The sequence below is a fragment of the Pseudonocardia abyssalis genome, from assembly GCF_019263705.2.
Taxonomy (GTDB): Bacteria; Actinomycetota; Actinomycetes; order Mycobacteriales; family Pseudonocardiaceae; genus Pseudonocardia; species Pseudonocardia abyssalis.
On sequence record NZ_JADQDK010000001.1, the window covers coordinates 3,550,703 to 3,573,726 of the forward strand.

The 23,024-nt window shown below is 74.2% G+C and carries 26 protein-coding genes; 10 read left to right on the plus strand and 16 right to left on the minus strand.

The features are described 5' to 3' along the window. The first annotated feature begins 50 nt into the window (after nucleotides 1–50). On the plus strand, nucleotides 51–1,352 hold the full coding sequence (locus tag I4I81_RS17175) for an Nramp family divalent metal transporter (protein ID WP_218606223.1): 1,302 nt from the start codon (nucleotides 51–53) through the stop codon (nucleotides 1,350–1,352). Here the strand turns inward: I4I81_RS17175 and I4I81_RS17180 are convergent. The 5 genes from I4I81_RS17180 to I4I81_RS17200 all read right to left on the minus strand — a co-directional run bounded on the left by I4I81_RS17180 (nucleotide 1,336) and on the right by I4I81_RS17200 (nucleotide 5,926). Then, the gene (locus I4I81_RS17180; protein WP_218616171.1) at nucleotides 1,336–2,709 is read right to left on the minus strand and encodes a PepSY-associated TM helix domain-containing protein; all 1,374 of its coding nucleotides are present in this window, start codon (nucleotides 2,707–2,709) and stop codon (nucleotides 1,336–1,338) included. The genes I4I81_RS17175 and I4I81_RS17180 overlap by 17 nt on opposite strands. Before the next feature lie 129 nt (nucleotides 2,710–2,838). Then, nucleotides 2,839–3,345 (minus strand): hypothetical protein, encoded by a 507-nt coding sequence (locus I4I81_RS17185; RefSeq protein ID WP_218616172.1) that lies wholly within the window; start codon nucleotides 3,343–3,345, stop codon nucleotides 2,839–2,841. A gap of 2 nt (nucleotides 3,346–3,347) precedes the next feature. Further along, nucleotides 3,348–3,968: a DUF5134 domain-containing protein gene (locus I4I81_RS17190; protein ID WP_218606357.1), complete on the minus strand. Its 621-nt coding sequence runs from the start codon at nucleotides 3,966–3,968 to the stop codon at nucleotides 3,348–3,350. A gap of 54 nt (nucleotides 3,969–4,022) precedes the next feature. After that, entirely contained in the window at nucleotides 4,023–5,543 is a 1,521-nt protein-coding gene (locus tag I4I81_RS17195) for a multicopper oxidase family protein (RefSeq protein WP_218616173.1), read from the minus strand. Beyond that, entirely contained in the window at nucleotides 5,540–5,926 is a 387-nt protein-coding gene (locus I4I81_RS17200; protein WP_218604443.1) for a hypothetical protein, read from the minus strand. The genes I4I81_RS17195 and I4I81_RS17200 overlap by 4 nt, the downstream gene beginning before the upstream one ends. Nucleotides 5,927–6,013: 87 nt before the next feature. Between I4I81_RS17200 and I4I81_RS17205 the strand changes: the two genes are divergently transcribed. Genes I4I81_RS17205 through I4I81_RS17215 form a run of 3 tightly spaced genes read left to right on the plus strand, consistent with a single transcriptional unit; the run spans nucleotide 6,014 to nucleotide 7,950 of the window. Then, on the plus strand, nucleotides 6,014–6,349 hold the full coding sequence (locus I4I81_RS17205) for a PadR family transcriptional regulator (RefSeq protein WP_218604444.1): 336 nt from the start codon (nucleotides 6,014–6,016) through the stop codon (nucleotides 6,347–6,349). Then, the gene (locus I4I81_RS17210) at nucleotides 6,346–6,987 is read left to right on the plus strand and encodes an HAAS signaling domain-containing protein (protein ID WP_218604445.1); all 642 of its coding nucleotides are present in this window, start codon (nucleotides 6,346–6,348) and stop codon (nucleotides 6,985–6,987) included. Before I4I81_RS17205 ends, I4I81_RS17210 begins: the two co-directional genes overlap by 4 nt. A gap of 36 nt (nucleotides 6,988–7,023) precedes the next feature. Further along, nucleotides 7,024–7,950 (plus strand): SDR family oxidoreductase, encoded by a 927-nt coding sequence (locus tag I4I81_RS17215; RefSeq protein WP_218604446.1) that lies wholly within the window; start codon nucleotides 7,024–7,026, stop codon nucleotides 7,948–7,950. 10 nt (nucleotides 7,951–7,960) lie between these two features. Here the strand turns inward: I4I81_RS17215 and I4I81_RS17220 are convergent, their stop codons facing one another. From I4I81_RS17220 to I4I81_RS17250, 7 genes are all read right to left on the minus strand, one after another. After that, nucleotides 7,961–8,755, minus strand: coding sequence for an MOSC domain-containing protein (locus tag I4I81_RS17220; protein WP_218604447.1), 795 nt, complete (start codon nucleotides 8,753–8,755; stop codon nucleotides 7,961–7,963). 73 nt (nucleotides 8,756–8,828) lie between these two features. Next, entirely contained in the window at nucleotides 8,829–9,752 is a 924-nt protein-coding gene (locus I4I81_RS17225) for an ABC transporter substrate-binding protein (RefSeq protein ID WP_218604448.1), read from the minus strand. Between the two features lie 5 nt (nucleotides 9,753–9,757). After that, nucleotides 9,758–10,522: an ABC transporter permease gene (locus tag I4I81_RS17230; protein ID WP_218604449.1), complete on the minus strand. Its 765-nt coding sequence runs from the start codon at nucleotides 10,520–10,522 to the stop codon at nucleotides 9,758–9,760. Continuing rightward, complete coding sequence (locus tag I4I81_RS17235; protein WP_218604450.1) at nucleotides 10,522–11,175, minus strand: ABC transporter permease; 654 nt, start codon at nucleotides 11,173–11,175, stop codon at nucleotides 10,522–10,524. Before I4I81_RS17235 ends, I4I81_RS17230 begins: the two co-directional genes overlap by 1 nt. Nucleotides 11,176–11,206: 31 nt before the next feature. Beyond that, a complete protein-coding gene (locus tag I4I81_RS17240) occupies nucleotides 11,207–12,304 on the minus strand; it encodes an ABC transporter ATP-binding protein (RefSeq protein WP_218604451.1) in 1,098 nt (365 codons plus the stop codon). 103 nt (nucleotides 12,305–12,407) lie between these two features. Next, entirely contained in the window at nucleotides 12,408–15,308 is a 2,901-nt protein-coding gene (locus tag I4I81_RS17245) for a putative bifunctional diguanylate cyclase/phosphodiesterase (RefSeq protein ID WP_218616174.1), read from the minus strand. A gap of 202 nt (nucleotides 15,309–15,510) precedes the next feature. After that, nucleotides 15,511–16,695 (minus strand): NAD(P)-dependent malic enzyme, encoded by a 1,185-nt coding sequence (locus I4I81_RS17250; RefSeq protein ID WP_218603693.1) that lies wholly within the window; start codon nucleotides 16,693–16,695, stop codon nucleotides 15,511–15,513. Between the two features lie 220 nt (nucleotides 16,696–16,915). On the opposite strand from I4I81_RS17250, the gene I4I81_RS17255 reads away from it, so the two are divergent. The 3 genes from I4I81_RS17255 to I4I81_RS17265 all read left to right on the plus strand — a co-directional run bounded on the left by I4I81_RS17255 (nucleotide 16,916) and on the right by I4I81_RS17265 (nucleotide 18,272). Continuing rightward, nucleotides 16,916–17,506, plus strand: a complete 591-nt coding sequence (locus I4I81_RS17255; RefSeq protein WP_218603694.1) for an acid phosphatase — start codon at nucleotides 16,916–16,918, stop codon at nucleotides 17,504–17,506. Beyond that, nucleotides 17,503–17,970: a GNAT family N-acetyltransferase gene (locus I4I81_RS17260; RefSeq protein ID WP_218603695.1), complete on the plus strand. Its 468-nt coding sequence runs from the start codon at nucleotides 17,503–17,505 to the stop codon at nucleotides 17,968–17,970. The genes I4I81_RS17255 and I4I81_RS17260 overlap by 4 nt, the downstream gene beginning before the upstream one ends. Nucleotides 17,971–18,062: 92 nt before the next feature. Further along, a complete protein-coding gene (locus I4I81_RS17265; protein WP_225925731.1) occupies nucleotides 18,063–18,272 on the plus strand; it encodes a GNAT family N-acetyltransferase in 210 nt (69 codons plus the stop codon). Between the two features lie 6 nt (nucleotides 18,273–18,278). Here the strand turns inward: I4I81_RS17265 and I4I81_RS17270 are convergent, their stop codons facing one another. Beyond that, nucleotides 18,279–18,692, minus strand: coding sequence for a hypothetical protein (locus tag I4I81_RS17270; RefSeq protein WP_225924620.1), 414 nt, complete (start codon nucleotides 18,690–18,692; stop codon nucleotides 18,279–18,281). Nucleotides 18,693–19,202: 510 nt separating this feature from the next. On the opposite strand from I4I81_RS17270, the gene I4I81_RS17275 reads away from it, so the two are divergent. Then, the gene (locus I4I81_RS17275) at nucleotides 19,203–19,454 is read left to right on the plus strand and encodes a WhiB family transcriptional regulator (RefSeq protein WP_075950692.1); all 252 of its coding nucleotides are present in this window, start codon (nucleotides 19,203–19,205) and stop codon (nucleotides 19,452–19,454) included. A gap of 173 nt (nucleotides 19,455–19,627) precedes the next feature. On the opposite strand, the gene I4I81_RS17280 is transcribed toward I4I81_RS17275, so the two are convergent. Then, on the minus strand, nucleotides 19,628–21,097 hold the full coding sequence (locus tag I4I81_RS17280; RefSeq protein WP_218603696.1) for a sensor histidine kinase: 1,470 nt from the start codon (nucleotides 21,095–21,097) through the stop codon (nucleotides 19,628–19,630). Between the two features lie 63 nt (nucleotides 21,098–21,160). Here I4I81_RS17280 and I4I81_RS31615 point away from each other — a divergent pair, with 63 nt between their 5' ends. Further along, nucleotides 21,161–21,235, plus strand: coding sequence for a 50S ribosomal protein bL37 (locus tag I4I81_RS31615; protein ID WP_370467464.1), 75 nt, complete (start codon nucleotides 21,161–21,163; stop codon nucleotides 21,233–21,235). A 69-nt stretch (nucleotides 21,236–21,304) separates the two neighbouring features. Here the strand turns inward: I4I81_RS31615 and rsrA are convergent, their stop codons facing one another. Then, the gene (gene rsrA / locus I4I81_RS17285; RefSeq protein ID WP_218603697.1) at nucleotides 21,305–21,649 is read right to left on the minus strand and encodes a mycothiol system anti-sigma-R factor; all 345 of its coding nucleotides are present in this window, start codon (nucleotides 21,647–21,649) and stop codon (nucleotides 21,305–21,307) included. Next, the gene (locus I4I81_RS17290) at nucleotides 21,646–22,335 is read right to left on the minus strand and encodes a sigma-70 family RNA polymerase sigma factor (RefSeq protein ID WP_226363421.1); all 690 of its coding nucleotides are present in this window, start codon (nucleotides 22,333–22,335) and stop codon (nucleotides 21,646–21,648) included. Before I4I81_RS17290 ends, rsrA begins: the two co-directional genes overlap by 4 nt. A 182-nt stretch (nucleotides 22,336–22,517) precedes the next feature. Here I4I81_RS17290 and ybaK point away from each other — a divergent pair, with 182 nt between their 5' ends. Next, a complete protein-coding gene (gene ybaK, locus I4I81_RS17295) occupies nucleotides 22,518–22,991 on the plus strand; it encodes a Cys-tRNA(Pro) deacylase (protein WP_218603698.1) in 474 nt (157 codons plus the stop codon). Nucleotides 22,992–23,024 lie beyond the last annotated feature (33 nt).

Consider the following 23,024-nt stretch of genomic DNA (forward strand, 5'->3'; position numbering starts at 1 on the left):
CCCGCCGGTACCGTCCCCGGGATCGGACGAACCGGACGGGGGTCGGGGCGATGGGGACAGCGGAACCGGGTGGGTACGTGACCACCTCACCACCGACCGGCCTCGGGGCGCGGTTGCGCCAGGTCGGGCCGGGCCTGCTCGCCGCGGCGGCGGGCGTCGGTGCCGGGGACCTGGTGGCCACGATGGTCGCCGGCTCGCGCTACGGCACCGCTCTCCTGTGGGCCGCGGTGCTCGGCACCGCGCTCAAGCTCGCGCTCGCCGAGGGCGTCGGCCGCTGGCACCTCGCCTCGGGCGCCACCCTGCTCGACGGCTGGCGCCGCCTGGGCCGTTGGGCCACCACGTTCTTCGCCGTCTACATCGTCATCTGGGGCTTCGTCTACGGCGCCACCGCGATGTCGGCGGTCGGGCTCCCGCTCAACGCCCTGTTCGGCGGCCTGCCGGTGCGCTACTGGGCGATGATCGCGGGTGTCGTCGGGCTCGGGCTGGTGTGGGCGCAGCGCTACGCGGTCTTCGAGAAGTTCATCACCGTCCTGGTGCTGATCAAGTTCGTGTCCGTCGTGTCGGTGGCGGCCCTGATCGGCCCCGACCTCGGCGCGCTGGCCACGGGACTCGTCCCGACGCTGCCCGACGGCTCGGTCGTCTACGTGCTCGGGCTGATCGGCGGCGTCGGTGGCACGATCACGATGGCCGCCTACGGCTACTGGATGATCGCGAAGGGCTGGCGCGGCACCGGGTGGCTGTCGGTGATGCGGCTGGACAACGCCGTCGGCTACGTCATGACCGGCATCTTCGTCGTCGCGATGCTGATCATCGGTGCGGAGATCCTGCTCGGCCAGGACCTCGCCTCCGGCGACACCGGCCTGCTGACGCTGGGCTCCGAGCTCGGCTCGCGCTACGGCGACTGGGCGCGCGTGCTGTTCCTCGTCGGATTCCTCGCCGTCACCACCACCTCGCTGCTCGGCGTCTGGAACGGCGTGAGCCTGCTGTTCGCCGACACCGTCCGCACGCTGCGCCTGCCGCACGGGCGCGACGCCGACGTCGCCGCCCCCGACGACGCCTACGAGGCCGGCACGGCCGAGACGAGCCTGCCGTTCCGCGGCTACCTGCTCTGGCTGACGATCCCGCCGATGGGCCTGCTGTTCTTCGACCAGCCCTTCGCCCTGACCCTGGTCTACGGCGTGCTCGGAGCGGCGTTCATGCCGTTCCTCGGCGGTACGCTGCTGATCCTGCTCAACTCGAGGCGGTTCGTCACCGAGGGGCGCAGCGGCTGGCTCTCCAACCTCCTGGTCGGCGCAGCCGCCGCGCTCTTCGTGGTCCTGCTGGTGGTCGACCTGGTCACCCGGTTCGGCTGACCGACCCGCGGGCGGCCCGCCGCCCAAGCAGGGCGTCGACCAGCAGGAACGCCACCAGGCTGACGCCGAACACCGGCATCAGCCAGCCCGCCGCGACCGTCACCAGCACCACGGCGAACCCGACCGGCTGGCTGAGCCCGCGGAACACGCCCCGCGGCGCGAGCGCGCGGGCCGGCCGGCGCAGCCACGCCATGCGGTACCCCCAGAACAGGACGCACAGCAGGCCCACCGCGAGCGCGGCCAGCGCGAGCTGGTTGGGCAGGCCCCAGAGCAGGCCCATGTGGGCGAGGATCCCGATCGAGGTGAGCTTCGCGAGGAACGGGAAGCCGGCCGCCCAGTCCAGCCGCTCGGTGACCTCCCCGGTGTAGGGGTCGAGGGCCACCGAGTCGCGCTGCACCGGCCAGGTGTCGGCGTCCTCCGACACCGTGACGACCCCGCCCGGCTCGGCCGGCACGGTGACGGCGAGCCGGTCGACCAGCCCCGCCTCGCGGGCCCGGGCGACCGCGTCGTCGTAGGAGATCACCGGGACGCCGTCGCGGACCGCCACCGGCTCCGCCTCCAGGGCGGGCGAGCGCCCCTGCAACGACGTGACGACGGCCTGGAACCGCTCCCCCGCGAACGTCGACCAGGTCAGCCCGGTCACGGACAGGAACGCGAGCCCGACCGTCATCCAGACGGCGGTGGTGGCGTGCCAGCCGCGGATCCGCGCCCGCCCGGGCCGCGCCCCGACCGGCGGCACGACCAGCTCGCGGCGCCGCGCCCGGTGGCGGCCGACCCACAGCGCCAGCCCGCCCAGCACGAGCACGGGCAGCCAGCTCGCCGCCGTCTCGGAGTACAGCCGGCCCGGCTCGCCGAGCAGCAGGTGCCGGTGCAGGTTGTCGAGGGTGGCCTGCAGCGGCGGGTAGCCGAACCAGGTGTCGAGCGCGCCGCGGACCTCCCCGGTCCACGGGTCGACGTACACCGTGCGCTGGACGTCGTCGGCGAGGCCGGGCACGTCGAACACGACGGCGGTGGTGCGCTCCGGGTCGACCGGCACGGTCAGGGACGCGAGCGTGCCGGCGGGCTCGGCGGCGACGGCCGCGGCGACCTGGTCGTCGAGCGGCACCGTCGCCGTGCGGGGCCCGTCGGCGACGAGCAGCTGCCCGCCGTGGACGAGGTCGGACAGCTGCGGCGAGAACACGTACGCGAGCCCGGTCAGGCTCACGACCAGCAGGAACGGGGCCACGAAGACGCCCGCGAGGAAGTGCAGGCGCAGCACGAGCGGACGCAGCTGCGCCCAGACGGAGCGCGACGGACGGGGGTCGGACGGGGCGTCCGGGGGCGCGGTGGGCGTGGTCGGGTCGACGGTGGCGGTCATGGGAGAACTCCAGGCAGGTGGGGACCGCGCCTGCGGAGCGGTGCTCACGGCAGGGCGGAGGGGAACGGGACACGGGTCCCGGGACGGGGATGTGCCCGGGAGCACGCGGCTCCCGGGAGGAGGTGTCGGTCAGGCCGCGAGCGGCGGACCGCGGAGCGCGACGGCGTGGCGCAGCAGCACGACCGGCCGGACGGGCACCTCGGAGGCGGCCCGCAGCGGCGCGGGGGCGATCGGCACGCGCAGCCCGGCGACGGCGAGCAGGACCACCCGCACCACGGCGCGGACCGCGGCCCAGGCTCGGCGCTCGCCCCAGCGCAGCCACAGCGCGCAGAGCGCGGCGGCGGCGAGGTGGGCGTGCAGCATCAGGTCCGTCGGCAGCAGCCCGCCGACGTGGGACGGGTCGGGGCCGGTCAGCGCGGTGTGCGCGACCTGCTGCCCCGCGAGCTGGGCGACGGCGAGCACGGCCCAGCCGCGCTCGCGGCCGGCCAGCCACCAGGCGGGACCGGCCAACGCGGCGAACACCCACCCGGCCCCCGCGAGGTCGACGGAGCCCCCGGCGCCGCCGTGCGCGAGGACCGCGACGAGGACGGCGAGGGCCGCGGCGGCGCCGGAGCGCAGCACCCGGCCGCGGGCCACCGTCAGACCATCCCCAGCAGCATGACGGCCATCGCGGCGGCCATGACGACGTGGGCGAGCGCGACGGCGCGGACGTCGCGCAGCACGTCGGTGCGCACGGCGACGGACCCCCCGGCGGGCTCGCGGTCGCGGTCGGCGGCCCGGAGCCGGTCCGCGCAGCGCAGGACGTGCCACGCGAAGTACCCCGCGAGCACCAGCGCGAGGATCGAGGACAGGCCGAACCCGCCGTCCGGGCCGCCCCCGTGGCCGACGTGCCCGGCGTGCGCGGCCCCGGTGCCTGCGACGCCCCCGCCGTGCGCACCGAGCAGCATGAACAGCATCGCGCCGCTGCCGATGACGTGGTGCACGGCGTCGTCGCGGCGGCGCCCGGCCGGGCTGCGCAGCGCGTCGGCGGCGAACCAGGCCCCGCAGAGCGTGAACACCCCGGCCCAGACGGGCGCCGGGACCGGGTCGCCGACCGGCGAGAACATCGCGGCCATCCCGACGCCCATCGCGGCGTGCGAGGCCTCGGAGGCGGGATCGAGCCGCAGGCGCAGGACGTGGAAGGCCCCGACCGCGAGACAGGCGACGGCGAGAACCCCCGCCAGCGTCGTCATCAGCACGTCGACCCCTCCCGTCGTCACCCCGTCGAACGATAGGCGACACCGGTCCCGCGGATCCACACCGTGGAGCAACAGCTACACAGTGTGGACGGTCGCCATCATCGCCATGTCCTCGTGCTCGAGGTTGTGGCAGTGCAGGACGTAGCGGCCGCGGTAGTCGGAGAAGCGCACGGCCACGTCGACGACCTCGCCCGGCCGGACGTCGACGGTGTCCTTCCAGCCGCCGTCGAACGGGCCCGGTCCGGACCCGCCACGGCGCACGACCTGGAACGGATCGAGGTGGACGTGCACCGGATGGTGGACGTCGGTGACGAACCGCCACACCTCCGTCGCACCGAGCGGGCTCTCGTACCGGGCGACGTCCGGGTCGAACGCGGCCCCGTTGATCGTCCAACCGCGGTGGTCGCCGACCGCTCCGCGGGCGAAGGTGAATGTCCGGACCGGGGCGTCCGCCGGAACCGTCAGCGGCTCGACCTCGGAGAGCACGTCGGGCACCGTCGAGTCGTCACGGGCGGCGCGGACCACCCGGAACCGCAGGACCTCGCGGGTGCGGCCCTCGCCCAGCGCGTTCGTCATCGTGACGTCGGTGCCGACCGGCACCGCCCCGAAGTCGACCACGACGTCGAACCGCTCGCCGGGGGCCAGCTCGATCGCGTCCTGCTCGACGGGGGCGGCCAGCAGCCCGCCGTCGGAGCCGATCTGCACGATCCGCACGCCGCCGTCGAGCTGCAGGCGGTAGCGGCGGGCGTTGGAGGCGTTGAGGATCCGCAGCCGGTGGCGCGCGGCGTCGACCTCGTGCACCGGCCACGGCGCCCCGTTGACCAGCACGACGTCGCCGAGCACTCCCGCCGTCCACGCGTCCTCGACCCCGGGCAGCCCCCGCATCCCGCGGTCGAGCCCCGGGTAGGCGAAGGACCCGTCGGCGGCGAAGGACCGGTCGCAGATCATCAGCGGCAGCTCGCGGTCGCCGCGCGGGAGCGGCAGGGAGTCCTCGACGTCGTCGCGCACGAGGTGGAAGCCGGCCAGGCCGCGGTAGACCGCCGGAGCGGTGAAGTCCATGCGGTGGTCGTGGTACCAGAGCGTCGCCGCGCGCTGGGCCATCGGGTAGCGGTGGTCGCGCTCCCCCGCCACGACGTCGCCGAGCATCCCGTGGTGCCCGGTCCAGTCCGACGTGTCGCCGACGGGGAGCACGAGGTCCAGCGGCCAGCCGTCGTGCTCGGGCGGGGTGTGCCCGCCGTGCAGGTGCACCACGGTCGGCACGGGCAGCTCGTTGCGGTGGCGCACCACGGCCTCGCGACCGGAGCGGGTCTCGATCGTCGGGCCGGGGAACATCCCGTCGTAGCCGAGCACCGGGGTGCGGTAGCCCGGGACGATCTCCTGCTCGGCGACCCGTGCGGTGATCAGGTACCGGTCCGGCGCGACCGGGCGGGCCACGGGCGGGACCGGCAGCGGCACCCGGTAGGGCTCGGGCAGCGGCACCGCGCTGACGAGCTGGCGGCCGGTCGAGCCGGTGGCCGGACCGCACCCCGCGAGCGCGACGCCCGCGGCGGCGCCGCCGAGCAGGGCGAGGAAGCCGCGACGGTTCAGCGGGCTCATCGGGCGCGCCCCGCCGACGGGGTCCACACCCAGATCGCGAGCAGCACCGAGGCCACGACGATCGTCACGCCGAGCGGGACGTGCAGGGCGAGGTTCCGGGTGTACCCGGCGCCGACCTGGACGCCGACGGCGAGGAACAGCACGACCCCCACCGGCGCCACCCACAGCCGCCCGCGGCCGGCGAGGACGTAGAGCAGCGTCGCCACGGTCAGCACCAGCCCGGCGGCGGCGAGCGAGCTCCCGACCGCGCCGTGCACCGTGATCGCGTCGACGTCGCCGGTGAGGAACCGCCCGGCGAGGACGGGTTGGGCCAGCACCGCGACGAGGTGCCCGGTGACCAGCAGGCGCAGCGGCCACAGCGTCAGCCGCATCGATGTCTCCACACCCGGGACGCTATAAGTAGCCAGGCTACATATGCATCAGGGTTTTCCCTGATGGCGACCCCGGCCGGCACCGTAGGATCCCTACCTGTGAGACCTGACGCCGTGCGCGGCCACCTCGACGGGCTGATCCTCGCCGTGCTGGAGGCGGGCCCCCGCCACGGCTACGCGGTGATCGAGGGGCTGCAGGCCCGCAGCGGCGGGGCCCTGGACCTCCCGACCGGCACCGTCTACCCGGCGCTGCGCCGGCTGGAGCGCGCCGGGTGGCTGTCCGGGACCTGGAGCACGGTCGGCGGGCGCGAGCGGCGCACGTACACCCTCACCCGGGCCGGGCGGCACGCGCTGTCGGTCCAGCGCGCCGAGTGGGGCGAGTTCAGCCGGGTCGTCGGGGGGATCCTGCGCGGGCCCGAGGAGCAGGCGACATGACCGACCCCGACCCCGTCGACCTGCACGTCGCCGCGCTCGCCCGACGGCTGCGCGGCCCGGCCCGGCTGCGCCGCAGCATGCTGGCCGAGACCCGCGCGGGCCTGCGCGACGCGGCCGCCGCCCACCGGGACGCGGCCGCCGCGGTGGCCGAGTTCGGGTCCGTCGCCGAGATCGCCCCGGCCTACCAGGCCGAGCTGACCGCGGCGCAGGGCCGGCGCACCGCGCTCCTGCTCGTGGCGCTGTTCCCCGCACTGGTCCTGGGCTGGGACCTGCTGTGGTCCTCCGGCGTCGCCTGGACCGGCCCCGCACCGGCCGCCGTCCGGCTGCTGGCCGGGGTGCAGGACGTCGCGAGCTGGGGCATCACCGCGCTGGCCGTGGTCCTGCTGGTCCTGACGCTGCGCAGCCGGGCCGACGAACGGCGCCTCGCCCTGGCCGCCGGCGGGCTCGGGGCCCTCGGCGCGGTGCTGTGCGGGGGCACGGCGGTGGCGATGAACCTCGCGAACCTCCGCCAGAGCACCGCCATGGTCGCCGGCAGCCCGCTCGCCCTGCTCGCGATCGTCCTCAGCGCGCTGGCCCTCGTGCTCGTGCTGACCTCGACGGCCCGGGCCCTGCGCCTGGCGGTCCGGCCCGATCACTGACCGGTCCTGTCAGGGAGACCCGGCACCGTGGCCGCCATGGGACTCCCGGACGCGACGGTGGCACTGGTGGCGGGCGCGACGCGCGGGGCGGGGCGCGGGATCGCCGTGGAGCTCGGGGCGGCCGGGGCCACCGTCTACTGCACCGGCCGCAGCACCCGCGGCCGTCCGTCCGGGTACGGCAGGCCGGGGGCACCCCGCCCGGAGACGGTCGAGGAGACCGCCGACCTCGTCACGGCCGCGGGGGGAATCGGGATCGCGGTGCCCACCGACCACCTCGACCCCGCTGCCGTCGCTCGCCTGGTCGCCCGGATCGACACCGACCGGGGGCGGCTCGACATCGTCGTCAACGACGTCTTCGGCGGCGACTTCCTGACGGCGTGGGACACCCCGGTGTGGGAGCACGACCTCGCCGACGGCCTGGCGCTGCTGCGGCTGGCGGTCGACACGCACCTCGTCACCGCCCACCACGCGTTCCCGCTGCTGGTCCGGCGGCCCGGCGGGCTGGTCGTCGAGGTCACCGACGGCACCGCCGCCTACAACGAGCGGCACTACCGGCTGAACGCGTTCTACGACCTCGCGAAGACCGCCCCGATCCGGCTGGCCCGGAGCTGGGCGCACGAACTGGGCCCGCACGGCGCCACCGCGGTGGCCGTGACGCCGGGCTGGCTGCGCTCGGAGGTGATGCTCGACGAGTACGGGGTGACGGAGGAGGGCTGGCGCGACGCCTGCGTCCGCGAGCCGCACTTCGCGATCTCGGAGTCCCCACGGCTGGTCGGGCGCGGGATCGCCGCACTGGCCGCCGACCCGGACCGGGCCCGGTGGCAGGGCGCGAGCACGTCGTCGGGCGAGCTGGCCCGCGAGTACGGCCTCACCGACGTCGACGGCTCCCGCCCGGACGCCTGGCGCTACGTCGTCGAGGTGCAGGACGCGGGGCTGCCCGCCGACACCACCGGCTACCGCTGACCGTCGCGCGTCAGCGCAGCTCGACCGCGTCCCCCGTGCCGACGGTGCCGCCGTCGAGCACCTCGGCGTAGGCGCCCGCGCACGGCAGCACGCCGAACCCGGTGACCTCCACCCGGTTCTCCGCCATCGGCCCGCGCACCGCGTGCGGGGCCCGGGGCAGGTCACCGTGCTCCAGCGTCGGCACCGAGCAACGCGGCGTCGGCAGGGTGACGCGCAGCCGCACGGCGCCGACCGTCAGCTCCCGGCCGAGCCAGTCGTTCTCGACGAAGGGCGCGGTGCCCGGTGGCGTGGCCACCACCAGGTTGGGGCGGTAGCGCAGAGCCTCCACCCCCAGGTGCTCCAGCGTCGCGGTGGTGATCAGGTGCAGCGGCGAGTGGTCGACGAAGGTCCCGCCGGGGGTGCCCTGCGCGATCTCCAGCGTCGGGGCCTCGACCTCGGCCTCCACCCCATGGGCCAGCACCTCCTCCGGGTCGGGCCGCTCGACCTCGGCGCCCACCGGCCGGTCGGCGGCCAGCCGCACGGGCCGGCCGAGGAACTCCGACAGCGGCCCGTCGGCGTCGGCCGCCGCCACGGTCCGGCCGTCGGGCAGGGTGATCGTGACCGCCGACCCGTCGCCGGTCGCGGAGCACTGCAGCAGTGACCGCCACAGCCGCGGGTGCTTGGCCGTGGCCACCTTGCCCGTCTCCGTGTCGATCAGCGCGAGGGCGCGGTCGCCGTCGACCCCGCCCGGGCCGAGCGCCACGTCGTCGACGACGACACCCAGCATCGACTTCACCGGGTACCGCCGGAGCTCCTGGACCTTCATCGCCACCTCATCGTGATCAGGGAACGCGGACGGCCCCGCCCCGGAGGGCGGGGCCGTCACCGTGCGGGTCGGGTCAGGCCAGGCCGACCTTCTGCAGCCAGGCGGTGGCGATCTGGGCGTCGGTCTGCGTCTGCTCGCCGATGGTGACGTTGAGCGCGAGCAGCTCGTCGAGGCTCAGGGCGGCGGAGACGCCGTTGAGGGCCTCCGACACCTCCGGGGTGACCTTGGACGCGTTGATCAGCGGCACGATGTTCTGCGCCGGGAAGTTGTTCTTCGGGTCCTCGAGGGTCACGAAGTCGTTGCCGGGGATGGCCGGGTCGGTCGTGAACAGGTCGGCACCCTGGATGGTGCCGTCGGCCAGCGCGGCCACCGTGAGCGGTCCACCGGTGTCGAGCGGGGTGAACCCGGCGAACTCGCAGCCGTAGTTGGTGCGCATGCCCTCGATGCCGTACGAGCGCTCCTGGAACTGTGTGGGCCCGCCGAACTGGATCGTCGGGCACAGCGGCACGACGTCCTCGATCGAGGTGAGGTTGTTGGCCTCGGCGAACGCACGGGTCACGGTGAACGCGTCCTTGTTCTCCGCGGCGGCCTGCTCGAGCAGCGTCAGCTCGGGCGGCAGGGCCGACTGCAGCGCGGCGTAGACCTCCTCGGGGGAGGACTCGGTCGCGTCGGGCACGACGTAGCGCAGGAGGTTGCCGTTGTAGTCGGGGACGACGTCGATCGAGCCGTCGAGCAGGGCCGGGTAGTAGGTCTCGCGCGAGCCGATGGCGAAGCGCCGCTCGACGGTGACGCCCTTGGCCTCCAGCGCCTGCGCGTAGATCTCGCCGAGCAGCTGGTTCTCCGGGAACTGCTCGGAGCCGACGCGGATGACGTCGGCGGGCGCCGCGGCCTCACCGCCGCCCGCGAGGGGGTCGCTGCTGCCGCCACCTCCACCGCCACAGGCGGAGAGGAGCACCAATCCGGCGATTCCGGCTGCGATCCGGGTCATGTGCTTCATCGGGGTCAGCTCCTTGCAGGTTCCGGGACGGGGGTGGAACGGGTCTGGGGTTCTTCCACGGGCTCCGACGGCGGCGCGGCGGCGCGGCGCCCCGTCGACGCGGTGGCGCGCAGGCCGGGCGAGACGACCAGTCGCTGCACACCGGCCAGCACGGCCTCGGCGAGCAGCGCCAGTGCGGCGATGAGGAGCGCGCCCGCGGCCATCTGGGTGTAGTCGCGCACGCCGAGACCGTCGATCAGGTACCGGCCGAGACCGCCGACACCGACCAGCGCCGCCACCGCCGCGGTGGCGATGACCTGCAGCGTGGCGGTGCGCAGCCCGCCGATGATCAGCGGCAGCGCGTTGGGGAGCTCGACCTTCGTGAGGATCTCGCGCTCGGTCATGCCCATCCCGCGCGCCGCGTCGACGGTGGCGCGGTCGACGTTGCGCACGCCGGCGTAGGTACCACCGAGCAGGGGTGGGATGGCCAGGATCACGAGCGCGATCGTGACCGGCGTCAGGCTGACGCCGCCGACGAACGTGACGAGCAGCAGCACGACGCCGATCTCGGGCAGCGAGCGCAGCCCGTTGGCCACGCCGACGACGGCGAACCCGCCGCGCCCGGTGTGCCCGACGAGCGCCCCGATCGGCACGGCGATCAGCGCCGCGATGATCAGGGCCACGCCGCTGTAGCGGATGTGTTCCAGGATCCGCACCGGCACGCCGGTGGATCCGGTCAGGTTGGACGGGTCGCCGAACCAGGCGATGACGTCCGCGATCAGCGCACCCATCAGCGCGACCCCCCTGCTCCGACCCACGGGGTGGCGAGTTTGCCGACCAGCACGAGCAGCGAGTCGAAGATCAGCGCGATCACGAAGATCAGCAGTGTGCCGACGATGATCGAGGTCTGCGAGTTGCGCAGGAACCCGTCGGTGAGGAAGTAGCCCAGGCCGCCGATGCCGATCAGCGCGCCGACCGCGACGAGGCTGATGTTGGTGACGGTGGCGACCCGCAGACCGGAGATCAGGACGGGGAGCGAGAGCGGCAGCTCCACCTGCGCGAACCGGCGCGCGGGCCGGTAACCCATCGCGGTGGCCGCGGCCACGACCATCCCCGGCACGGCGGCGAGCGCGTCGGCGACGGACCGCACGAGCAGCGCGACCGTGTAGACCGACAGCGCGACGACGACGTTGAGGGGGTCGAGGATCTGTGTACCGAGGATGCCGGGCAGCACGATGAACAGCACGAGCGAGGGGATCGTGTAGAGCAGCCCCGCCGCCGGCACCAGGATGGCCCGCGCGGTGCGGTACCGGTTGGCCATCCAGCCCACCGGCACCGCGACGATCAGCCCGACCAGCACCGGGACCAGCGCGAGGATCAGGTGCTGGACGATCGCCGGCCCGAGCCGGTCGGCGTTGGCCGGGATCCAGTTCCAATCGATCACGGAACGATCCGGCGCGGAACGGTCCGGGCGGTCATGCCGCGTCCTCGTGCTTGCGCGCGGTGGCCAGTGCGGCGAGCACGTCGTCGGCCGTGACGGCCCCGACGACCGCACCGGCCCCGTCGACGGCCACCCCGAACCCCGACGGCGAGGACAGCGCGGAGTCGAGCGCGCCGCGCAGCGAGTCGGCCTCGGTGTCGTAGAGCGACCCGCCTGCGACGAGGTCGTCGGCGGAGGCCGACCCGTTGACCTGCACCCAGCCCAGCGGGCGCTTCGCCTCGTCGACGACGAGGGTCCAGCCGTCGCGGGCGGCGTCGCGGACCTGCTCCGGGCTCGCCCCGAGCGACACGGTCGCCAGATCGCCGACCGGCAGCCCCTCGGCCGGCAGGAAGCCCAGGCCGCGGTAGCCGCGGTCGCGGCCGACGAACCCGTCGACGAACTCGTCGGCGGGGCGCGCGAGGAGGTGCCCGGGCTCGTCGTACTGGGCGAGGATGCCGCCGGTGCGGAACACCGCGACCTTGTCGCCGAGCTTCACGGCCTCGTCGATGTCGTGGGTGACGAACACGATCGTCTTGCCCAGCTCGCTCTGCAGCCGCAGGAGCTCGTCCTGCAGGTTCTCCCGGACGACCGGGTCGACGGCGCTGAACGGCTCGTCCATCAGCAGGATCGGCGGGTCGGCGGCGAGCGCGCGGGCCACGCCGACACGCTGCTGCTGGCCGCCGGAGAGCTGGTTGGGGTAGCGCTTGGCCATCTCCGGGGCGAGCCCGACGATCTCCATCAGCTCACCGGCGCGGGTACGGGCCTTGGCCTTGCTCCAGCCCAGCAGCATCGGCACGGTGGCGATGTTGTCGAGGATGGTGCGGTGCGGGAACAGGCCGGCCTGCTGGATGACGTAGCCGATCCCCCGCCGCAGCTCCGCGGCGTCGCCGGCCATGATGTCGGCGCCGTCGATCTCGATCGTGCCACCTGTCGGCTCGACCATGCGATTGATCATCCGCAGCGACGTGGTCTTGCCGCATCCGGACGGCCCCACGAACACCGTGATGCCGCCGTCGGCGACCGTGAGGTCGAGCGCGTCGACCGCCACCGTGCCGTCGGGGAATCGTTTGGTCACGCCCCGGAACTCGATCATCCGAGGGACCCCCTGTTCTTGGGCGACCCCTTGCCGGTCGCCGCAACCGCCAGAGGCTAACCCGATCAGTAGGGGGCCGCGACCGTTGTGACCGGACGGAGACTCAGCCGGCGAGCGCCGCCGACGCCGCCGGGGTCGCCAGGCGTCCGCCGCCGAACACCTCGCGGAGACGCTCGGTGGACAGCGGCCGGGAGAACAGCCATCCCTGGTAGGCGTCGACGCCGATGCCGCGCAGCACGTGGAACTGCTCGGCGGTCTCGACGCCCTCGGCCACCGTCGAGCGGCCCATCGCCCGCGCCATGTCGACGACGGCGCGCGCCACCGCGAACGCCGCAGGGTCGTCGTCGACCCCGGTGACGAACGCGCGGTCGACCTTCACCGTCTGCGCGGGGAGGTCCTTGAGCCGGGCCAGCGAGGAGTAGCCGGTGCCGAAGTCGTCGACGGCGAACCGCACGCCCCGGTCGACGAGTTCGGCCATCGCGGCGAGCGCGTGCGGCGGCAGCGCCACCAGGCTGGTCTCCACCAGCTCCAGCACCAGGTGGCCCCAGTCCAGGCCGGACCCCGTGACGATCGCGTCGACGACGGTCAGGAAGTCGACGTCGCCGGGCAGCAGACCCGCCAGGTTGACCGCGACGGACGGCCGGCGCCCACGGTGCTCGGGCCACGTCGCGGCCTCGGCGCACGCGGTGCGCAGGACCCACAGGTCCAGCTCGCGCAGCAGGCCGCTGCGCTGCGCGACCGGCAGGAAGTCACCGGGCGGGATCTTCCCGCGCACGGGGTGGTGCCAGCGCACGAGCGCCTCGGCGGAGAGGATCGTGCCGTCCGGGCCGACAACGGGCTGGTACTCCAGCACCAGCCCGGTGCCGGTGATCGCGGCGCGCAGCTCCGCCTCCAGTGCGAGGGCCTGCGTGGCGGAGCTGACGACACCGTCGGTGGCCATGCCGATTCCTCCGCGGCACTGCCGCCGCTTGGCGTCCTGCATCGCGACCTCGGCGAACCGCAGGAGGTCCGCCGCCCGGACGTCCCCGAGCGGGACCGGCGTCGCCAGCCCCACCGACGCGGTCATCTGCACCGGCTGGCCGTGCACCGTGAGCGTGGTGCGCAGCAGGTCGGCGACGAGGCGTGCGAGCTGGTCGGGCCCGCCCACCTCCGCGTGGTCGGCGCAGATGACGACGAACTCGTCACCCGAGAGGCGCGCGGCCGTGCAGCCGACGGGCAGCTCGCGCTGCAGCCGTCCGGCCAGGGAGACCAGCAGGTCGTCGCCGACCTCGTGGCCCAGCGAGGAGTTGACGCGGGCGAAGTCGTCGAGGTCGCCGCAGACCACGGCGACCCGGTCGCGCCCCGACCCGGCCAGCAGCGCGTCGACCATCGACAGGCAGGCGGCCCGGTTGGGCAGGCGGGTGAGCTCGTCGACGGTGCCCGCGCTGCGCAGCAGCTCCGCGGCGCGCCGGCGCTCACCGATGTCGGTGCAGGCGACAAGCCAGAACCAGCTGCCGTCGTCGGCGCTGGTCACCGACGCGCTGACCTCGCACCAGACGGTCGTGCCGTCGGCGCGCAGCAGCGGCGCGGCGTCGACGCGGTAGCCGTGCCGGGCACCGGGAGCGACGGGCCGCAGCCAGCCGGGCAGCGCGGCGCGGTCGGGGCCGAGGAGGTCGAACGGGCCCTCCGCGGTCAGGTCGGCGGCCGACGTGCCGCGCAGCGCGTCCAGGGGGACGTCGAGCAGCGCGCACATGTTCGCGTTGGCGTCGGTGACCACGCCGTTCGGGTCGATCATCGCGACCCCCGACGGCACCATCTCCATGAGGTCGGCGAAGCGCCGTCCGGCGTGCCGCACGCGGTCCTGGGCCCGACGCTGCTCGGACAGGTCGCGCACCACGCCGACCAGCCGCACCGGCGTGCCGTCGGCGGCGGTCTCGACCTCGGCGCGGCAGCTCAGCAGCCGCTCGCCGGGCAGGCGCAGCTCGGCGTGGTGGTCGGCGGTGGACCCGCCGAGCCCGTGCTCGCGGATCGCGCCGCACAGCAGGGCGACCTGCTCGCCCTCCACCGCGCCGTCGGCGCCGTCCGGCTCGACCCCGGCCGACCGGTAGAGCTCCAGCAGCGACTCGCTGCGGCGCAGGGTGCGGGTGCCCAGCTCGTAGCTCCACGTGCCGACGCCCGCGAGGCGCTCCAGCTCCGCGACCCAGCGGCGGTCGATGCGGTCCTGCTCGCCGTCGCTGCCGTCGGGCAGCTCGACGAGTACGACGGCCCGCAGCTCGCGGCCGGGCAGCTCCCAGCGCACGACCCGCACCCGGACCCGCTCGCCGTCGGGGCGGACCAGCCGGGCGTCGGTGTCCGGGCCGACGACGAGCTGCGGCAGCCGCATCCCGAACAGGCCGGCCTCGGCGTCGGCGGCGCTCGTCGCACCGGACCCACCGGCCCGCCCGGCCAGGGCCAGCAGCAGCGGGTTGACGCGGACGATGCGGTCGTCGCGGTCGCAGACCAGCGCGGGCGCCGCGGGCAGGGAGACGATCTCCGGCCCCCCGACGGCGCCGCCCCCGGGCAGCGGCCCGCCCAGGTCGGAGGCGCCCCGACCGGCCCCGAAGACGGCGGTGCGCAGCGCCGGGAGCACCGGTGACCCCTCAGGATCGGTGCGCTCGTCGGCGTCGAGGTCGTGCAGGTCGGACATCCGCTGACCGCCCTCCCCGCTCAGCGCGGAGATCGCCTCCGCCGCCCGCCGGCCGACCGGGGCCTCGGTCTCGGTGAGCCGGTGCGCGGCGATCCGCATCCCGGACTCCGGGGTCGCCGGGCCCGGGACCGGGGTCTCCGCGACGGCCCTGCCGACCGCGCGGGCGAACAGCGCGCGGTCCACCGGAGTCTCGCCACCGAGGACGGCCTGCCGGGCCCGGCGCAGCTCGGCCCGCGCGACGGCCTGACCCGAGCCCCCGTCGGCCGTGTCCGTGACGGTCGGCTCACCCTGTTCGGGCGTCGACCGGCCGGTGTTCCGCCGGTCTCCGAGCTCGTCCACGGGCACTCCCACCGTCACGCAATGTTGGTCACTCGTCACAACGACGCAACGGCCCACCCGATCCGGGGTACTTTCCCGAACGGCCTACGCCGCCCCGAGTGAGTGAACGCACTGGTCAGCACGCTGAGTGACATTCGGCAGGGCTTGATCACGAACTCGCAGGCCGCAGGCCCAACTGGAGGTGACTCCGAGTCAGATCGGGTCAGTTCTCGGCGCGCGACGCCTCGGCGACCGCCTGCGACACGGCGGGCGCGACACGCGGGTCGAACGGGCTCGGCACGATCCGGTCGGGCGCCAGGTCGTCGAGCGCGACCGCCGCGATGGCGTCCGCCGCAGCCAGCTTCATCGCCTCGGTGATCCGCCGCGCCCCCGCGTCGAGGGCCCCGCGGAACACCCCGGGGAAGGCGAGCACGTTGTTGATCTGGTTCGGGAAGTCGCTGCGCCCGGTCGCGACGATCGAGGCGTGGCGGGCCGCGACGTCGGGGTGCACCTCGGGGTCGGGGTTGGACAGCGCGAAGACGGCACCCTCCGGGGCCATGAGGGCCAGGAGCTCCTCCGGCAGCGTCGCGCTGGACAGGCCCACGAACACGTCGGCCCCCCGCAGGGCGTCGGCGGTGGCACCGGAGAGGCGTCGGGGGTTCGTCACCTCGGCGAGCGCGGCCTTCTCCCCCGTCACACCGGCCCGGCCGGGCACGAGGATGCCGCGGGAGTCGAGCACGGTGACGTCGGACGCGCCCGCGGCCAGCAGGATGCGCGCGCACGCGACGCCCGCCGCCCCGGCGCCGGAGATGACGATCCGCAGGTCGCGCAGCTCGCGGGACTGCACCGTGCACGCCCCGCGCAGGGCGGCGAGCAGCACGATCGCGGTGCCGTGCTGGTCGTCGTGCATGACGGGGCAGTCCAGCGCCTCGATCAGCCGGCGCTCCAACTCGAAGCAGCGCGGCGCCGAGACGTCCTCGAGGTTGACCGCCCCGAAGCTCGGCCGCAGCCGGACCAGGGTCTCCACGATCTCGTCGACGTCGGTGGTGTCGAGGACGAGCGGGATCGAGTCGAGCCCGCCGAATGCCTTGAACAGCGCGGACTTGCCCTCCATCACCGGCAGCGACGCCCGCGGCCCGATGTCGCCGAGCCCGAGCACCGCGGTGCCGTCGCTGACGACCGCGACCAGGCGGCTCGTCCAGGTGTAGCGGGCGACCAGGGAGGGGTCGGCGGCGATCGCGCGGCTGACGTCGGCCACCCCGGGCGTATAGGCGATCGCCAGGTCGCGGGCGTCGTTCAGCGGCGTCGTCAGGCCGGTGGAGAGCTTGCCGCCGAGGTGGGCGGCGAGGACGTCCTCGCGGGTGGGGGCGGCCGTGGAGACAGGTGTGGACACGGTGGAGGAACTCATGGGATGCGCTGCTTCCGGTTGCTGGGCGTTCGATCGCCGTGCACCGGAGGGCGGGTGGCTGCCCTGTCGCGGTGCCGGACGGCCTCCCGCGGATCACACGCTGCCGGGATGGAGCGGCGCGGACCGACGAGGTTCGGCTGTCGGGTACGCCGGGAATCCTAACCCGTGGGACGCGATCCGGCCGCGTCGTCTACGTCACCCCCTCCACTACGTTGATCCCATGAGCGGTCGGGTGTTCCTCCTGCGGCACGGCGAGACCGAGTGGTCCGTCTCCGGCAAGCACACCGGCCGCACCGACATCCCGCTGACCGAGCGCGGGCGTCACCTGGCCGGTGCGGCGGGCAACCTGGGCGTCCGGCTGCGCGACGGCGTCGCTCCCGCACTCGTGCTGAGCAGTCCCCGCACCCGTGCGCTGGTCACGGCGGAGCTGGCCGGTCTCACCGTCGACCGCGTCGACGAGCGGCTCGCCGAGTGGGACTACGGCGACTGCGAGGGCCTCACCACCCCGGAGATCCGCGAGACCACGCCCGGCTGGACGGTGTGGAGCCATCCCTGCCCGAACGGCGAGGACGCCGCGCAGGTCGGGGCCCGCGCCGACGCCGTGCTCGCCGACGCCCACGCCGCCCGCGCCGACGGGGACGTCGTCCTCGTCGGGCACGGCCACTTCTCCCGTGTGCTGCTCGCCCGCTGGATCGGGCTGCCGGCCACGGAGGGCGTCCGGTTCACGATGGACCCCGCCGCCTGGTCGGTCCTCGGCGACGAGCGCGGCGTGCCGAGCCTGGCGCACGTCAACCTGCGGGCGGTGTCGTGATCCGCCGGATCGAGCCCGACGACGTGCCCGCGGTCGTCGGGCTGGTGCACGAGCTGGCCGACTACGAGCGCGAGCCGGACTCCTGCCTGCTCACCACCGCGCAGCTCACCGAGGCCCTCTTCTCCTCCTCCCCCGCGCTGTTCGGCCACGTCGCCGTCGTCGACGGGGAGGTGGTCGGCTGCGCGCTGTGGTTCCTGAACTTCTCGACGTGGAGGGGCGTGCACGGTCTCTACCTGGAGGACCTCTACGTGCGGCCGGCCCACCGCGGCGCCGGGCTGGGCCGAGCCCTGCTCGCCACCCTCGCCGCGGTGTGCACCGAGCGCGGCTACGCCCGGCTGGAGTGGTCGGTGCTGGACTGGAACGCCCCGTCGATCGCCTTCTACCGCTCCCTCGGCGCGGTGTCGATGGACGGCTGGTCCACCTTCCGCCTCGACGGCGACGCCCTCGCCACCCTGGGGGCCTGACGGGCGACACCACCCTCTCCCTGGTCGCCACCCTCTCCCTGGTCGCCACCCTCTCCCTGGTCGCCACCCTCTCCCTGGTCGCCACCCTCTCCCTGGTCGCCGTCGCCGCCGGGGAGATCGTCGGCCACGTCCGGCTCTCGCGCTCCTGGGTCGACGCCCCGCGCAGGCTCGTCGACGTGCTGACGCTGAGCCCCCGCGCCGTGCGACCGGACCGCCAGGGCCGGGGCATCGGCAGCGCACTGCCGTCCGCCGCGATCGACGCCGCTGCGCAGCTCCCCGCCGCCGGCGGCGGCCCGCGCTGACGGGCCTCACCGCGGCGCGTCCGGCAGGTCCAGCCCCATCGACCACTCCCGCGACCGCTCGCTGATCAGCAGCATGAACGTGACGAACACGACCGCCCCCGTGACGAGCCCGAGCACGAGCTGCTGCGACGGCCCGATCAACGAGTAGACGACGGGCAGCAGCAGGAGCTGGGCCACGATCGCCGGGGTGCGGGACCACCGGCGCCCCCTGACCAGCCCGACCCCGACGGCGGCCAGTGCCGCCCCGATCACCGCGAAGTAGGCCGCCTCGCCGAGCACGAAGCCGACCGGCAGGTCGGCCGAGCCGGACCGCAGGACCAGCAGCACCGCGAACACGAGCCCCGCCGCCCCCTGCACCACCACCGAAACGCCGGCCCAGCGCACCTGCGGGGGTGGTCCGGCGGGCTCTGCTGCTCTCACGGCGCCGAGGATAGGCCGGACGCGCGCCGGTGACGTGCAGTTCCCACCCGAACCCGCTGAGCGACGAGTCGTCGTGCGAAAGGCGCTTCTCGTCGCGTCGAGCGGTCCGCGTCACCCGATTCGGTGACCGCCGGGGTCCATTCACCGATCCCGGCGGACCGTCGAGCCGATAAGGGCTCGCACCTGGGCAAACGAGGGCGCACTGTGGGGGCCGGACAAGCGAGGGACCGTTGGCCGCGATGGTGACGGGCTCCACGCATGGTCTGTCGGAGAACGGGTAACTGTTCCTCGACGGGCGGGCGAAGATTCCATCGCTCGTCGTCACGACAGATGCGAAGCAGTAACCGATCGTGTCCGACGTCGTTACGATGAGTGGGTGAGAGTACTCACCGAGATGGGCCTTGACCCTTGAAAGACGCACGCGCTCGTGAAATGATTCACAAGCGCGGAAACACCGTGACGGACGATCGGCGCGACCCCGATCGCGCAAGTACGAGGAGCAGAGCAATCATGGACTGGCGCCACCGCGCAATCTGCCGCGACGAGGACCCCGAGCTGTTCTTCCCTGTGGGGACCAGCGGTCCTGCGCTGCTGCAGATCGCCGAGGCCAAGACCGTATGCCGGCGCTGCCCCGTGGTCACCGAGTGCCTTACGTGGGCGCTCGAGAGCGGCCAGGACGCAGGCGTCTGGGGCGGCATGAGCGAGGACGAGCGTCGGGCGCTGAAGCGTCGCAACGCGCGCACCCGCGCTCGCACGGCCTGATCAGAGAAGAAGCACCACCAGCACTCAAGACTCCCCCACCGAGGGCCCGAGGCCGGACTGCACCCGGCCACGGGCCCTCGGTCGTTCCATCCGGGCGCACGCGGGGGCTGCTCCGGGTGGGGGGTCGGCGGTCCGCCAGTGCGACCTGCGTGCCGTCAACCACGCTCCACAGGCTAACGCCCCCGTAACGACAGCCTGATGAGGGCCTCTGTTCCGCCGCCCTCCCTGGCCCGGACCTCCAGCGCCGAGTCGAGCTCGGAGTCCAGGAGCGTGCGCACGATCTGCAGGCCCAGGCCCTTCGCGGTCTCCACGTCGAAGCCGGGCGGCAGCCCCATCCCGTCGTCGAGGACGCCCACGTCCAGCGTCGACGCCGTCCGGCGTGCCGTGACGACCACCTCGCCGGTCCGGCCGGGCTCGAAGGCGTGGGCGAGCGCGTTGTGCACCAGCTCGGTGAGCACCAGCACGAGCGGCGTGGCCAGCTCGGCAGACAGCTCCCCGAAGCTGCCGTCGCGGCGCACCTTGGCGCGCGACTCGGCGGTGGCACCGTCCCCGATGGCCGGGAGGACCTTGTCGACGAGCTCGTCGAGGTCGACGCGCTCGGCCACCGACGCCGACAGCGTCTCGTGCACCAGCGCGATGGAGTCGACGCGGCGCACGCTCTCCGCCAGCGCCCGGCGGGCCTCCGGGATCGCCGTGCGGCGGGCCTGCAGGCGCAGCAGCGCGGCCACGGTCTGCAGGTTGTTCTTCACGCGATGGTGGATCTCGCGGATCGTGGCGTCCTTCGACAGCAGCGCCATGTCGCGTCGCCGCAGGTCGGTGATGTCGCGGACGAGCACGAGCGCCCCGGCGGCGTCACCGCGGGGCCGCAGCGGCAGCGCCCGCACCAGCATCACCGCCCCCCGCGCCCGGACCTCCATCCGCAGCGAGTGCCGCCCGGCCAGCGCCGACTCGATGCGACCGGCCACCTCGGCGGCGTCGAACGGGTCGAGGACGAGCGCGCGGGTGGCGCGGTCGAGCGGCAGGCCGACGAGGTCGCTCGCGTGCCCCATCCGGTGGTAGGCGGACAGCGCGTTGGGGCTGGCGTAGGCGACGAGACCGTGCGCGTCGAGGCGGACGAGGCCGTCGCCCGCCCGGGGACTGGTGTCGGCACCCGCGACGGTGGCGTGCGGCGGGAAGGTGCCGTCGGCGACCATCTGGCACAGGTCCGACGCGCTGCCCAGGTATGCGATCTCCAGCGGGCTGGGCACGCGCGGCATCGCGAGGTTGGTGTCGCGGGACAGGACCGCGACGACGGTGCCGGCGTGCCGCACCGGGATCGTCTCGGTGCGGACCGGCACCTCGAGATGCCAGCGCGGGGCCTCGTCGCGGCAGATCCGGCCCTCGACGACCGCCCGGCGCAGCTGCGGGTTGTCGGTCACCGCGAACCGCCGCGCCACCATGTCCTCCGCGTGCGCGGTGGGTGCGGTGGTGGGGCGGGCCTGCGCGACGCACAGGAAGTCGGTCTCGATCGGGACCCAGAGCAGGAAGTCGGCGAACGACATGTCGGCGAGCAGCTGCCATTCGGCCACGACCCGCTGCAGGTGCTCGACGGCGTCACCGGGCAGCTGCGTGTGTTCGGCCAGCAGCTCGCTCAGGGTGGACATCGAGCCAAGTCAATCACGTGGGACGATGGGGACAGCATCCACGACCGTGTGAGGGAGGGAACCATGTCGAAGCGTGCACGCAAGCGCCGCGACCGCAAGAAGGGCGGCGCCAACCACGGCAAGCGCCCGAACACCTGAGTCCTGAAGGACTCGTGAGACACCGAACGCCGGGACCCACAGGGGTCCCGGCGTTTCGCGTGGGGCGGTTCAGCCCCGGCGTTCGATGCGGGTGGTACGCACCTCGACCGTGGTGGTGGTGACGCCGTCGGGCCCGGACTCCACCGTGACCTCGGCCTGCTCCAGCACCGCGGTGCGGATCTGGTGGCGCAGCTTGTCCTTCAGCCCGGCCGGCGCCTGCTCCCCGCCGCACTTCGTGGCCAGCAGCGACTTGAGCTTCTCGTCGAGGCCGTACTCGCTCAGGCACGGACCGCACTCGTCGAGGTGCTGCGCGAGCAGCGCCCGGCGGTCCTGGTCGCACTCCTGGTCGAGGAACAGCCAGACCTCGGCCAGCACCTCGGAGCAGTCGGTCTCGTGGTGGTCGCCGCAGCTCACGACACGACCTCCTCGGACTTGCCGCGCACGCCCTGCTCACCACGGAGGAAGCCACGCTCCCGGGCGGTCTCGGTGAGCATGTCGCGCAGCTGGCGCCGTCCGCGGTGCAGCCGCGACATGACCGTCCCGATGGGTGTGCCCATGATCTCGGCGATCTCCTTGTAGGCGAACCCCTCGACGTCGGCGTAGTACACCGCCATCCGGAAGTCCTCCGGGAGCGCCTGCAGCGCGGCCTTGACGGCGTCGTCGGGCAGCCCGTCGAGCGCCTCGGCCTCGGCCGACGGCAGCCCCTTCGACGTGTGCTCCCCGGCCTGGGCGATCTGCCAGTCGGTGATCTCGTCGGTCGGCGACTGCAACGGCTGGCGCTGCTTCTTCCGGTACCCGTTGATGTAGGTGTTCGTCAGGATCCGGTAGAGCCACGCCTTGAGGTTCGTGCCCGCGCGGAACGTGCCGAAGGCCGAGTACGCCTTGAGGTAGGTCTCCTGCACCAGGTCCTCGGCGTCGGCCGGGTTGCGCGTCATCCGCAGGCCGGCGCCGTAGAGCTGGTCGATCAGGGGCATCGCGTCGCGCTCGAAGCGCGCCATGCGCTCCTCGACGGTCTCAGCCGCCTGCTCGAGCGCTGCCTGGTCGACGACCTCGGCCGCGTCGGTGACCGGGGTGGTGCGGTCGGACGTGCTGCCGGGCACCGTGCTCCTCTCGCGCCGGACCACGCGGGTCCCGGGGCCGGCCACCGATACGGCGGTCGGACGACGGGACGAGCCTACGCGCCTCGTCGCGGAGCGGCCCGGCGATACCGGGGGGGAGTCCATCAAAGCGTGCGTCACGGCCCGTACAACACCAGGCCCCCGCCGGGTGATTCCCTTGTGGCATGGCCGGTAGGGGAACGCCCGCGACAGCGCTGCTCACGAAGGGTGGCGTGGCGCACGTCCTGCACACCTACGAGCACGGGTCCGGGCAGGCCTACGGGCCCGAGGCCGCGGAGAAGCTGGGCCTGGACCCGGAGCGGGTGTTCAAGACGCTCGTCGCCGACGTCGACGGGCAGCTGACCGTCGCGGTCGTGCCGGTCACCGCATCACTCGATCTCAAGGCGCTGGCGGCGGCCGTCGGAGGGAAGCGGGCGCGGATGGCCGAGGTCGTGGCGGCGGAGCGCGTCACCGGCTACGTCGCGGGCGGGATCTCGCCGTTGGGCCAGCGCAGACGCCTGCCGACGGTGATCGACGCCTCGGCTGGTGACTTCGACACCGTGTTCTGCAGCGCCGGACGGCGAGGCCTGGAGATGGAGCTGGCCCCGGCCGACCTGGCGAGCCTGGCGAACGCGGAGTTCGCCCCCATCGCGACATAGCGCCCCACCGCACCCCGCCGCCCCGTCTCGGAG

What these genes read in the sequence shown, in the direction of transcription:
- I4I81_RS17175 (WP_218606223.1), top strand. Translation starts at nt 51, where the DNA reads ATGGGGACAGCGGAACCGGGTGGGTACGTGACCACCTCACCACCGACC.
- I4I81_RS17180 (WP_218616171.1), bottom strand. Translation starts at nt 2,709, where the DNA reads ATGACCGCCACCGTCGACCCGACCACGCCCACCGCGCCCCCGGACGCC.
- I4I81_RS17195 (WP_218616173.1), bottom strand. Translation starts at nt 5,543, where the DNA reads ATGAGCCCGCTGAACCGTCGCGGCTTCCTCGCCCTGCTCGGCGGCGCC.
- I4I81_RS17210 (WP_218604445.1), top strand. Translation starts at nt 6,346, where the DNA reads ATGACCGACCCCGACCCCGTCGACCTGCACGTCGCCGCGCTCGCCCGA.
- I4I81_RS17215 (WP_218604446.1), top strand. Translation starts at nt 7,024, where the DNA reads ATGGGACTCCCGGACGCGACGGTGGCACTGGTGGCGGGCGCGACGCGC.
- I4I81_RS17220 (WP_218604447.1), bottom strand. Translation starts at nt 8,755, where the DNA reads ATGAAGGTCCAGGAGCTCCGGCGGTACCCGGTGAAGTCGATGCTGGGT.
- I4I81_RS17225 (WP_218604448.1), bottom strand. Translation starts at nt 9,752, where the DNA reads ATGAAGCACATGACCCGGATCGCAGCCGGAATCGCCGGATTGGTGCTC.
- I4I81_RS17230 (WP_218604449.1), bottom strand. Translation starts at nt 10,522, where the DNA reads ATGGGTGCGCTGATCGCGGACGTCATCGCCTGGTTCGGCGACCCGTCC.
- I4I81_RS17240 (WP_218604451.1), bottom strand. Translation starts at nt 12,304, where the DNA reads ATGATCGAGTTCCGGGGCGTGACCAAACGATTCCCCGACGGCACGGTG.
- I4I81_RS17250 (WP_218603693.1), bottom strand. Translation starts at nt 16,695, where the DNA reads ATGAGTTCCTCCACCGTGTCCACACCTGTCTCCACGGCCGCCCCCACC.
- I4I81_RS17255 (WP_218603694.1), top strand. Translation starts at nt 16,916, where the DNA reads ATGAGCGGTCGGGTGTTCCTCCTGCGGCACGGCGAGACCGAGTGGTCC.
- I4I81_RS17275 (WP_075950692.1), top strand. Translation starts at nt 19,203, where the DNA reads ATGGACTGGCGCCACCGCGCAATCTGCCGCGACGAGGACCCCGAGCTG.
- I4I81_RS17280 (WP_218603696.1), bottom strand. Translation starts at nt 21,097, where the DNA reads ATGTCCACCCTGAGCGAGCTGCTGGCCGAACACACGCAGCTGCCCGGT.
- ybaK (WP_218603698.1), top strand. Translation starts at nt 22,518, where the DNA reads ATGGCCGGTAGGGGAACGCCCGCGACAGCGCTGCTCACGAAGGGTGGC.